Genomic DNA, 12,064 nt, shown 5'->3' with positions numbered 1-12,064 from the left:
ACCTTGGTGGATATCGTTTCAGACGTCGCAGAGGCGTATCGCCTCGCGCAGCGAGCCAACGGGATCGGGCGCTGCAGGCATGAATTCCTGCGCCAGATACCCATCGAAGCCGGTGCCGCGGATCGCGCGACAGATGGCGGGGTAATGCAGTTCCTGCTGGTCTCCTATCTCGTGCCGGCCAGGCACGCCTGCGGTGTGGTAATGCTTGAAATAGGCGTGATGCCTGCCGATGGTGGCGATGATGTCGCCCTCCATGATCTGCATGTGGTAAATGTCGTAGAGCAGGCCGAAATGCACCGAGCCGATCCGCTGGCACAGGTCCACGCCCCATGCGGAGTGGTCGCACAGATAATCCGGATGATCGACCCTGGAGTTCAGCAGCTCCATCACCAGCACCACGCCACGTTTCTCGGCATGGCCGAGGATGCGTTTGAGGCCAGCCTCGGCATTGGCCATGCCCTGCTGGGGGTCCATGCCGTTTCGATTGCCGGAAAAACAGATCAGGTTGCGATAGCCGGCATCGGCCACCAGGTCGATGTGTCGCGTGTAGCGCGCCACCAGTTCATCGTGGAACCGGCGGTCGGCGAAGCCCTTCTCCAGGCTGATCTCCGCGCCGTTGCACATGGAGCTGTCCACGCCATGGGCCTTCAGCGTGGGCCAGTCGTTCGGGCCGACCAGGTCGATGGCGGAAAAGCCGAGGTCCTTGACCGTCTGGCAGAGCTGGGCGACCGACTGCTGTGGGAAGGTCCAGCGGGCGACGGAATGCTTCAGGTTGCCTTTGAGCGGTGAGGTGGCGGTTTCTGCGGCGCGCGCGGGTAGCACGCCAGCAGCGCCGAGGCCGACGCCGCTGGCGATGGCCATGCGCAGGGCGTCGCGTCGCGTCAGCACTCGCCCTTGGATCGATCCAGTCGGATGGCTGGGCATCTGCTTTCCGGCCTCCCAACCGGTATCAAACGCAACGATTCGTCGAAATGCAATCGATTGCACCATAGGACAGGCCATCGTTTTTTTGCAAGACGCAGTGCACGAAAATGGATGCTGCAGGGCACAACGCGGCGCCTGCCGGACGGCTCTGGCCGGTCCGTCGGCCACAAAAAAGCCCCGTCGGAACGGGGCTCTTTCAAACGTCTCGAAAGCTGGCAGCAGGCGCTGCGTCAGAACGGAATATCGTCGTCAGCGAAGTCGTCCATCGGCGGCGCCTGCTGCGGCTGCTGCTGGGGACGCTGCTGGCCGTAGCCGCCGCCCTGACCACCTTGGCCGCCTTGGCGCTGACCGCCGCCACCACCGCCGCCGTATTCCTGGCGCGGGGCCTGCTGGCGCTGCGGACGATCGCCGCCGTAGTTGCCACCGCCACCGCCGCCTGCTCCGCCACCGCCGCCGCCTTCACCGCGGCCGCCGAGCATCTGCATTTCATCGGCAATGATGTCGGTCGAATACTTTTCCACGCCGTCCTGGCCGGTGTACTTGTCGTAGCGCAGGCTGCCTTCGACGTATACCGAGCTGCCCTTGCGCAGGTATTCACCGGCGATCTCGCCGAGCTTGCCAAAGAACACAACGCGGTGCCACTCGGTCCGCTCCTGCTGGTTGCCATCCTTGTCCTTGCGGACGCTGGTGGTGGCCAGGCTGATACGGGTGATGGCCATGCCGCCCTGGGTGTACTTCACGTCCGGGTCGTTGCCGAGGTTGCCGACCAGGATGACTTTGTTGATGCCACGCGCCATAGGAGTGTTCTTCCGTTGTCCGGGGACGGTCCGGGCGGGCCTTGGGGGCGCCGGCGCGGGACCGCCCCAGTGAATTGGGGGGATTGCAGAACGCCCCATGTTACCACCGGACGGGCGCTGGACTCAGGCGGGATTGGGTCTTGCGGGGTCGGGTTCTGCCCGTGTGGGGGCCGGGCGAGCGGGGTTTGGCGGCATGGGGTTTCCGGGGGCCGGCGGGGATGTCGGCCTGCGGGGGGATCCCGCCGAGTGTGGCTCGGCGCTACCGGTTTATGAGGGCGGCAGGATCATGGGGACGGCAGGGGCGCGCGGGCGGCTGGGGTCGGTAGCGCCGAGCCGTGCTCGGCGGCGCGCACCTGCTGGTTGCAGCTTTGCCGATAGCCGCTCGGGGCCGTCCTGCGCAGGATGACGGCGCTGGTCCAGCCCGCCCGCGGGGATCACAGTCCCCATTTGAGCAACACCCCCCGCGCTTTGCCCATGCTTGGCGTCAGGGCAGAGAATGCATCGTCCCGTCGGTTCCATGGCGGGCGGTGCGCGGGGATCTTCGGATCCACCGGGAAAATAGCGGGGTAGCGTCCCCGGTACTGTGACCCGCACGGTCCACCACCTCGTGCCCCGGCGCAGGTGGCCTTCCGGCGTGGCTCAGACCAGCGACCTGCAACAGCCCGTGGCATCATGAAGGCCGTCACCCCAGCGCCGCGTTCATGACCATCAAAGGCAAAGCCACGTCCCTGGACATCGCCCACCTGGCCGGAGTTTCCCAGCCCACGGTGTCGCGTGCCCTGCGTGGCAGCCCCATGGTCAATGCCGAGACCCGCCAGCGCATCATCGCCATCGCCCGCGAACTGAACTACAAGGTCGACAAGAACGCCTCCAGCCTGCGCCTGCGTAATGCCGGCACGCTGGCGCTGCTGTTCTTCGAAGACCCCACCACGGACGATTCGCTGATCAATCCGTTCTTCCACGCCATGCTGGGCTCGATCACCCGCGCCTGTGCCCTGCACGGCCGCGACCTGCTGGTGTCGTTCCAGCAGCTGTCCACCGATTGGCATACCGATTACGAAGACAGCAACAAGGCCGACGGCATCATCCTGTTGGGCTATGGCGACTACCACGAATCGCTGACCCGCCTGCAGCGACTGGTGGAGCAAGGCACGCACTTCGTGCGCTGGGGCGCCGCCCTGCCCGGCCAGCCCGGCGTATCAATCGGCAGCGACAACTACCAGGGCGGCTTCGACATCACCGCGCACCTGCTGGACCAGGGTTGCACGCGCATCGCCTTCCTCGGCCATGCCTCCAGTCATTACCCCGAGTTCCAGGAGCGTTACCGCGGGCACGTGGCCGCCTTGGAAGCGCGTGGCCTGGTGGCCGATCCGCAGCTTCAGGTCGACGCCATCACCACCGAGGAATACGGGCAGACCGCCTGCGAACTGCTGCTGACACGCGGCGTGCCATTCGATGCCATCTGCGCGGCCAGTGACCTGATCGCGATCGGCGCACTGCGCGCCCTGCGCGAACACGACCTGCGCGTACCGCAGGATGTGCGCGTCACCGGGTTTGATGATATTCCGCTGGCCGCTTCGGTATCGCCGCCGCTGACCACCGTGGCGCAGGACACCAAGCAGGCCGGCCAGCTGCTGGTGGAGAAACTGCTGGCGCTGGTGGCCGGCGAAACCGCCGAAGGAATGAGCATTCCGGTGAAACTGGTGCTGCGCGAATCATCGCAGCGGTAGTCATCGTTCACTGGTATCGAGCAAGCTCGATACTACCCAAGCTCCATACGCGCCCGTGCCCCCGTGCCCCCCGTGCCCCCGTGCACCCGTGCCCCCGTGCACCCGTGCACCCGTGCACCCGTGCACCCGTGCACCCGTAGTGTCGAGCTTGCTCGACACCCACCATGCGTCAAGCGAAGTCTTTCAGGATCTCACCCACGCCAGTCGGCGAAATCTCGAAGCCCAGCGTGGTGCCGGGATTGATCACCACGCCGTAGCCGCCCGGTACGCGGCGCAGCACGTCCAGCATCAGCCAGCGGATCTGATGCGGGGCCTGTTCGGAATGGAAACCGACGCGCGCCGGATCGGTGAACACCGCGACGTGGAGGACACCTTGCTTGTCGAACAGCAGCGGATCGAAGCCGCTGCCATCGGGAGTGACCAGGCTGCCGGTGAGCAGCACCACCTCGGAGGCGACGAAGGCCTGCATGAAGGCCTTGATCGGCAATTGCCCGGCCATGGCGGTCTGCAGCAGGGTTTCAATCGGCGTCTGGGGCGGAAGGTCGGTCATAGCGGGGCAGCACGGCGGGCGGAAGCGTGATTGTACCTGCGGTAGTGAGGGCCGCTGGAGGGCTGTGGTGGGTGACGACCGTTGGTCGTCACGCTCTTGATTCAAGGGCAACAGCGTGACGACCAACGGTCGTCACCTACCGGAGCAGGAGCAGGAGCAGGAGCAGGAGCAGGAGCAGGAGCAGGAGCAGGAGCGGGAGCATGACGGCCAGCGGTCGTCACTCACCGACGCCGGTGCGGGGTCAGGGGGTGGCGAGTCTGTGGGTGCGGGCGTGCTGGTCGGACATGGCGCGGTCGAGTTCGGCGCGCAGGGCGTCCTGCTGCACTGGGGCATCCAGTACGAACACCCTGATGCCGTGCGCGGGGACATCGGCCTGAAGGGCGCCGGAGACCTTCACGCTGCCGCCGTCCAGGGCGTCGCGCCAGGTACCGGGCTGCACGTAACGCTTCACTTCGATGCGCGTTGCTGCATCGCCCTTGTTCAGCAGCACCAGCGCGGTCTGGCTGACCCCGCCATGCTGCAGCACGCGGAAGAACACCGCTTCGTTGCCCTGCAGGCGCTCGTTGACCTGCAGCCCGCGCTGCAGCGCCGGGGTGGCTTCGCGCAGTTTCGCCACGCGCTGCAGCGGGGCGAAGATCGGGCTCTGCGGAGCGGCGTCCACGCGCTGCTGGCCGAAATACGCACGGTTGCCGGCGTGTTCGGCGCGGCCGCGCATGAAGCCGGTTTCCGATCCGTAGTACAGCACCGGGATGCCGCGCGCGGTGAACAGCCAGTTGTTCGCATCAATGAAGCCGGCATCGCTGGCATCCAGGCGCGGCATGTCGTGGTTGTCGTAGAAACTCATCAGCTCGTACGGGTTGGCGTACGGTCCGCCCAGCAGGTGCAGCGGCTCGGCCAGCGTCTCGAAACCCTTCTGCTTCAGGCCGAAGGTTTCTTCCATTGCCCCGCGCGAGGGGAAATCCAGCACGCTGACATTGGCGTTCGCCGGCCAGGTGTGTTCGGCGATCTTCGCCGCGTCGTAGTCGAACGCTTCGCCGAACATGAACATGCCTGGATGCTCGGCACGCACGCGGCGCACGAACGCGTTCCACCACGGGTGCGGCAGCCAGCCGATGGTATCGATGCGCAGCGCGTCCACACCCTGCGCGGTCCACTGCAGGTAGGCGCCGACCAGGTAATCCATCACCGCCGGGTTGTGTTCGTTGAAGTCGCCCAGCTCGGCCAGGTTGCCATCGAAAATCGAGCCCGTGGACGAATCCACCGGGCCGATGTTGTTATAGAAGGCGTGCAGCGGGTTGTGCTTCGGGTCCAGCCGCGGCGGTGCCAGGTTTTCGTGGTCGGCGATCAGCCTGCCGTCCTTGTCGAAGATCTGCCCGAACTGCGGCTGGCGCACCGGCATGGTCCACGAAGGTGAGCCGTGGTTGCCGACGATATCCAGCACCACCTTCAACTTGGCTGCATGCAGGCCCTTGGTGAAGTCGGCGAACTGCAGGCCGGCGCTGGGCAGGTGCTCGTCCACCTTGTAGAAATTGGTACCCCAGTACCCGTGGTAACCGGTCTTGCCGCGATCGGTCAGGGTACTGGTGCAGCTGATTTCCTTGCTGCCGGTGAACGCCTGGTCCGGGTTGTCGATGATGGGGGTGATCCACACCGCACCGAAGCCGAGGTTGCGGATGTAGTCCGCGTTGTCCAGCACGCCCTTGAAGTCACCGCCGAGGTAGCCGATGTTGCCGTCCACCTTGTCCGGGCACGGCACCGGGATGTCGAACGTGCGGTGCTTTCCACCCTGGTCTCGGTGATCGTTGGACGGGTCGCCGTTGACGAAGCGGTCGGTGACCACGAAGTACACCGCGTCACTGGCGAACGGTTCGGTGGTGCCCACGTACTCCGGGCGCGGGGCGGCGAGCGCCTGGCCGGCGAACAGGGCGAAACCTACAGCAACAGACAGACGCACACGCATCACACCACCTCCGGACGGGACGGAACACGCAGCACGCACAGGCCGGCCACGAGCAGGCTGCAGCCGCCCAGCACCAGCACCTGCATCGGCTGGCCACCCAGCCATGCGCGCAGGGCAAAGCCAAGCGCGCTGGCGGCCACCAGCTGCGGGATCACGATGAAGAAATTGAAGATGCCCATGTACACGCCCATCTTCGCCGCCGGCACGCTGTCCGACAGCAGGGCGTAAGGCAGGGACAGGATGGAGGCCCAGGCAAAACCCACGCCCACCATCGACAACAGCAGCCAGTGCGGATCGTCGATGAACATCATCGACACCAGCCCCGCCCCGCCCAGCCACAGGTTGACCAGGTGGCTCCAGCGCAGCCCGATGGCGCGCACCATCAGCGGGATCAGCAATGCGGCAAGGGCAGCAAAGCCGTTGTACGCACCGAACAGCACGCCGACCCAGTTGGCGCCTTCGTTGTACGCGGCCGACTGTGGATCGGTGGAACCAAAGTGGGTCCCGGCCACCGCGGCGGTGGTGTAGATCCACATCGCGAAGAGCGCGAACCAGGAGAAGAACTGCACCCACGCCAACCGTCGCATGGTGCCCGGCATGTTGCGCAGGTCATCGACGATGGTGGCCAGCATGTGCGTGCCGGGCAGCACGCGCGCCACGCCCAGCAGGATGCCGTAGGCCGCACACAGGCCGGCCAGCACGTACAGCATCTTGTCCCCGCCCTGCCAGGCGATCAGTGCCGCCAGCACGACTCCCACCAGCAGCCACAGCACGATCTGCGCCCACGGCGGCACGCCGCGCGCGGCCACCGCGTGGGCATGTGGCGGCTCCGCATCGGCGAAGCCGGCCAGCTCGGTCGGTGAGTATTCGCGCGTGCTCAGCACGGTCCAGGTGATCGCCGCCAGCAGCACCACCGCGCCGAAGTAGAACGCATAGCGCACGGTGTCCGGCACTTCACCCGGCGCTGCGGTATTGGCCACGCCGAAGTGGGCGAGGATGAAGGGCAGGAAGCTGGCCACGATGGCGCCCACGCCGATGAAGAAGCTCTGCATGGCAAAGCCGGTCGGCCGCTGGCGCGGCGCCAGCTGGTCGCCGACGAAGGCACGGAACGGCTCCATCGATACGTTGATGGACGCATCCAGCACCCACAGCGTGCCCGCCGCGATCCACAACGTGGGCGAGTTCGGCATCACCAGCAGGGCCAGCGTGGTCAGTACCGCGCCGATCATGAAGAACGGGCGGCGGCGGCCCCAGCGCGTCCAGGTGCGGTCGGACAGATAGCCGACGATGGGCTGCACCAGCAGGCCGGTCAGCGGCGCGGCGATCCACAGCCCGGGCACCGCGTCCATCGACGCGCCGAGCGTTTCGAAGATGCGGCTGGCGTTGGCGTTCTGCAGCGCGAAGCCGAACTGGATGCCGAGGAAGCCGAAGCACATGTTCCAGATCTGCCAGAACGACAGCTGCGGTTTTTCGGGCCGGCTGACAGCGGGGCGGCTCATGGGCGCTCCCCTGCCGCAGCGGCCACCGGTGCCAGCAGCAGCGCGTCGACCTCCGCCTCGTTGAGCACGCCCGCGCGGCCGCCCTTGCCGCCGGTGTAGTGCGCAAAGTGCTGCAACGCGCTCATGTTGAAGCCGTCCTGCAGCTGGAACGTGCAGCTGCCCGCAGGCAGGCCGAACTCGGCGGCAGTGGATTCCTGCACCGCCACGCTGTGCGGCATCACCACAGTGCGGGACTGGGCAGTCTGGCCGGCGCAGGTGACCGCGAGCTGCTTCACTGCGGCAGTGACTCCGGTGTTGATGGGTCCGTTGGGGTTGTTGAACTGCAGCCGCACGCGCACGCGACCGGCCGCGGGTTGCGTCCACGACCAGCGCTGCGCGCCGGGCAGGCGCTGCTGCGGGCCGATGCAGGTGGTCGGGCTGTGCAGCGATTCCAGCGTACTTTCGCGGAGGGTCAGGCTGAGGCAGTGCTGCAGGCCGTCGTCGGTCATACGGACTGCGCCGTCATGCACGTCGACAGCGGCACCGTCGCGCCACAGCACATGCTGGGCTGGCACCGCGACGGTCCACGCATTACCGACCTGCTTGGCCGAAGGCGCGGCCGGCGTGACGGGTGCGTAGGCTGAAGCAGATGGAGTGCCCGGCGCGGGGTCAGAGTCCTTTCGCTTTCCGAAAGGACTCTGACCCCGGATCCGACCCACTTCAGGCACCAACTGCACGGTCGTGGCGTCACCGTCGCGCTGCACGTTTCCGGCCACCAGCAGCTCACCCTGCAGCACGTCAGGCTTCAGCAGGACATAGCGCTTGTCGTCCATCTGCAGACTGATGCGATCACGCGTACCGAACAGTTCCGGCACCAGCGCGACCGGCAGCTTCGGCTGCACGCGGCCATCGGCTTCCACGCCGAACACGCCCTGCAGCACCATGTCCAGGTAGCCGGCGACCGACCACAGCTGGCGCTCGGAGTTCACCACCGGGCCACTCAGCGCGCCTTCGTCGACATGGATCTTCTGCGTCAGCAGCTCGTAGTTTTCCATGTTGGAACCGGCCAGCGCAGCACCGCGCATCAGCGACTGGACTTCGCCGGTGATGCGCGGCGCATCGTCCAGCAGGCGCGCGGCGCGCAGCGAATACGCACTGACGAACGGCCAGATTGCGCGGTTGTGGTAGACCGGCTGGTTGCCTTCCTGCGGCCACACCACCGGGCTGCCTGCCGCACTCGCCGGATACGCAGCCAGCGCGCGGCGTGCGCGCTCGGTCGGCAACACGCCGACCAGCACACCCAGCGAGGTCGCCAGCAGATCGTACTTGGCATAGGGCACCGGGTGCGCGGCTTCGCCGATGTAGCTCATGTACTGGCCGGCATCTTCGCGCCAGAAGCGCGCATCGATCCGCGGGCCCAGCGCATCGGCCCAGGCTTTGTACTGCGCCGCGCGCGTGGCATCGCCGCGTTGACCCGCCAACTGCTCGCCAAGCCGCAGGGCCTGATAGTGCAGCACATTGGTGGACAGCGCGAAGGACTCGCCGACTAAGCGCACGTCCTGACGGGTCCAGTCTGGATAGGTCTGCTCACGCCAGTCCAGGAACGAGGTTTCGCCGCGGTACAGGCCGGTCGCCGCGTCGAACACCATCGCCCGGTCCTGTGCCAGCGTGCCCTGCAGCGCCTGCCAGACCTGCTCGGCGAAGGCGGTGTCATCCAACAGGTGGCGCGCGGCCAGGAACCACACGATGCGATCACTGCTGATCGGCCAGCTGCCACCGGAGCCGGTGTCCTGGGCCACGAACAGGCCGGCGGTATGGCCATCGCGTGCTTGGGAAAGCTTGAACTGCAGCGACCGCCGGGTGCGCTGCGGATCCAGCCGCGCCAGCGCCAGGTCAGCGGCGAAGCTGACATCGCGCGTCCAGACATACGGCCAGTTGGCGCCGGTCTTGAAGCACTCGCACGGCACCGGGCGGCCCTCATCGAAGGAGGGATCGCGGATCGCCTCCACGCGGTCCTGGTCCAGTTCCTGCTGCGCAAGCGCGAACAGGGCATCGAACATCGGGCTGGCGGTATCGCTGCGCATCGGCTGCGCGGCAATGCGCACCTGGCGATCCGGCGTATGCAGCACGAAGCCGCCACCGGCCACGGATTCGGCGCGCGCCGTGCGGCCCGCGAATTCCAGGTCGGCGGCATGCGCGGCCGAACCCAGCGTCGTCGCGATGGCGACGGTCAGGCAGATCATCTTCAGCATCGAAGCGGACGACCGGCTTGCGCCCGTCACCCTCCCTCCCTCTTTGCATGTTGTAGGTCCCTGCCTGCCAAGCGGCCGGCGGGGGCGCAACGCCTCCCTCAAGGCATCGTGCGGACATGGTAGACGGCAGGCGCCGGGGGCGGTCTGCCTGCATACGTATTCATGGCCTGTCGGCTCAGGCGGCCGTACCGGCTGGGCTATGGTCGGCGCAGTTCCCGCATCACCCTGGGAGGGGAAATGTCGCTGTTTTCGTTGTTGCTGCGTGGGCGCAGCAGGCCGTGGCTGGGCCTGGCCCTGCTGTTCGCCAGCCCGGTCCTGATGGCTGCCACCACGCCGTCGGCCAGCGTCGAATCGCCGGGGAAGATCCTGAAAGTGACGCTGCAGGTGGACGGCGGCACGGCCCGCTACCAGGTGCAGCGACTCGGCGATGCGGTAGTGGACGCATCCAGGCTGGGCTTCGAACTGCGTGATGGCCGGCTGGACCGTGACTTTGAAATCACCGGCAGCAGCACCCGTGCCTTCGATGAAACCTGGGAGCAGCCGTGGGGCGAGCGTCGACTGACCCGCAACCACTACAACGAGCTGACCGTTTCCCTGCGCCAGACCACCGGCGACAAACGCCGGCTGGACGTGGTGTTCCGGGTGTTCGATGACGGCGTGGGCTTTCGCTACGTGTTTCCGCAGCAGCCGGGACTGGCCGAGGCGATCATTGATGAGGAGCTGACCGAGTTCGCCATCGCCCAGCCGTCCACGGCCTGGTGGATCCCGGCCGGCGAGCCGATCCATTATGAATACCTCTATGCGCGCACGCCGCTGCAGGAGGTGCCGCTGGCACATACCCCGATCACCCTGCGCAGCGACGCCGGGCTGCACGTGGCCATCCACGAAGCCGCGCTGGTGGACTATGCCGGCATGTGGCTGCGCCGCACCGAAGGCCAGCGCCTGCGCGCGCAGTTGTCACCGTCCGCCGATGGCTGGAAGGTCCGCCGTGCCCTGCCCTTCAGCACGCCGTGGCGCACGCTGCAGATCGCCGACCGGGCGGGTGGACTGGTCGAATCGGACCTGATCCTCAACCTCAACGAACCCAATGCGCTGGGCGATGTCAGCTGGGTCAAGCCATCGAAGTATCTCGGGGTGTGGTGGTCGATGCACCTGGACGAGGAAAGCTGGGCCACCGGCCGGCGCCACGCCGCCACCACCGCCAAGACCAAGAAAGTGATTGATTTCGCCGCCGCCAACGGCTTCCGTGGCGTGCTGGTGGAAGGCTGGAATCCCGGCTGGCACGGCAACTGGGTGGGCAACGGCTACGACTTCGACTTCACCCGCGCGACGCCGGATTTCGATATCGAGGCGCTGTCCGCGTACGGTGCGAAAAAGGGCGTGCACCTGGTGGGCCACCATGAAACCGGCTGCGCCATCGACCATTACGAGGACCAGCTGGGCGCGGCGCTCGATCTGTATGCGCGCCTGGGCGTGGATTCGTTCAAGACCGGGTACGTCTGCGATGACGGCCAGGTGGACCGACGCAACCCGGCCGGTGGACCGCTGCTGCGCGAATGGCATGACGGTCAGTTCATGGCCCGCCACCACCTGAAGGTGGTACAGGAAGCGGCCGCACGCAGGCTCGCGGTCAACCCGCACGAACCGATCAAGGACACCGGCCTGCGCCGCACTTATCCGAACTGGATATCGCGCGAAGGCGCACGCGGCATGGAGTACAACGCCTGGGGCCAGCCGCCCAATCCGCCCGAGCACGAGGTCAACCTGGTGTTCACCCGGATGCTGTCCGGGCCGATGGATTACACCCCCGGGGTGCTGTCATTGAAGGGCCGCCATGGGCAGGCCATTCCCAGCACGCTGGCCCGCCAGTTGGCCCTGTACGTGGTGCTGTACAGCCCTATCCAGATGGCCGCCGACCTGCCCGTGCATTATCAGCAGCACCTGGACGCGTTCCAGTTCATCAAGGACGTGGCGGTGGACTGGGAACAGACCCGGGTGCTGGACGGCGAGGTCGGCGACTTCGTCACCATCGTCCGCCGCGACCGTAACAGCAGCGACTGGTTCCTGGGCAGCATCACCGACGAACACGGCCGCGTGCTGCCGATATCACTGGGCTTCCTGGAACCGGGCGTGCGCTACCGCGCGGAGATCTACCGCGATGGCGACGGCGCGGATTTCCGCAGCAACCCGTTCGCGTTCGTGCGCGAAACGCGCGAAGTGACCAGCGCCGACCATCTCACCCTGATCCTCGGCCCCGGCGGCGGCCAGGCCATCCGCTTCAAAAAGGGGACGGAGGGAATTAATTCAAATTAATTCCCTCCGTCCCCTTTTTGTAATCGCTTACACCGCACGTCGTTGCATTGAATACGTATG

At 66.6% G+C, this 12,064-nt stretch carries 8 protein-coding genes; 2 read left to right on the top strand and 6 right to left on the bottom strand.

All coding sequences use genetic code 11. From position 1 onward, the window contains the following. Nucleotides 1-18: 18 nt before the first annotated feature. Nucleotides 19-861: a hydroxypyruvate isomerase family protein gene (locus tag H9654_RS11545; protein ID WP_225212021.1), complete on the bottom strand. Its 843-nt coding sequence runs from the start codon at nucleotides 859-861 to the stop codon at nucleotides 19-21. Nucleotides 862-1,154: 293 nt separating this feature from the next. After that, nucleotides 1,155-1,721 (bottom strand): single-stranded DNA-binding protein, encoded by a 567-nt coding sequence (locus tag H9654_RS11540; protein ID WP_191770956.1) that lies wholly within the window; start codon nucleotides 1,719-1,721, stop codon nucleotides 1,155-1,157. Nucleotides 1,722-2,422: 701 nt separating this feature from the next. On the opposite strand from H9654_RS11540, the gene H9654_RS11535 reads away from it, so the two are divergent. After that, nucleotides 2,423-3,451, top strand: a complete 1,029-nt coding sequence (locus H9654_RS11535; protein ID WP_191770955.1) for a LacI family DNA-binding transcriptional regulator — start codon at nucleotides 2,423-2,425, stop codon at nucleotides 3,449-3,451. Between the two features lie 169 nt (nucleotides 3,452-3,620). On the opposite strand, the gene H9654_RS11530 is transcribed toward H9654_RS11535, so the two are convergent. From H9654_RS11530 to H9654_RS11515, 4 genes are all read right to left on the bottom strand, one after another. Next, nucleotides 3,621-4,001 (bottom strand): SseB family protein, encoded by a 381-nt coding sequence (locus H9654_RS11530; protein ID WP_191770954.1) that lies wholly within the window; start codon nucleotides 3,999-4,001, stop codon nucleotides 3,621-3,623. A gap of 241 nt (nucleotides 4,002-4,242) precedes the next feature. Next, entirely contained in the window at nucleotides 4,243-5,961 is a 1,719-nt protein-coding gene (locus H9654_RS11525) for an alpha-amylase family glycosyl hydrolase (protein ID WP_191770953.1), read from the bottom strand. Beyond that, complete coding sequence (locus H9654_RS11520; RefSeq protein ID WP_191770952.1) at nucleotides 5,961-7,460, bottom strand: MFS transporter; 1,500 nt, start codon at nucleotides 7,458-7,460, stop codon at nucleotides 5,961-5,963. The genes H9654_RS11525 and H9654_RS11520 overlap by 1 nt, the downstream gene beginning before the upstream one ends. After that, complete coding sequence (locus H9654_RS11515; RefSeq protein WP_191770951.1) at nucleotides 7,457-9,691, bottom strand: glucosidase family protein; 2,235 nt, start codon at nucleotides 9,689-9,691, stop codon at nucleotides 7,457-7,459. Before H9654_RS11515 ends, H9654_RS11520 begins: the two co-directional genes overlap by 4 nt. A 237-nt stretch (nucleotides 9,692-9,928) precedes the next feature. On the opposite strand from H9654_RS11515, the gene H9654_RS11510 reads away from it, so the two are divergent. Further along, nucleotides 9,929-12,004, top strand: coding sequence for a glycoside hydrolase family 97 protein (locus H9654_RS11510; protein WP_191770950.1), 2,076 nt, complete (start codon nucleotides 9,929-9,931; stop codon nucleotides 12,002-12,004). Nucleotides 12,005-12,064: the final 60 nt, after the last annotated feature.

The organism is Stenotrophomonas lacuserhaii (assembly GCF_014836545.1).
Taxonomy (GTDB): Bacteria; Pseudomonadota; Gammaproteobacteria; order Xanthomonadales; family Xanthomonadaceae; genus Stenotrophomonas; species Stenotrophomonas lacuserhaii.
The sequence above is the reverse complement of the archived record's forward strand: the minus strand, read 5'-3'. Positions and strand labels throughout refer to the sequence as shown.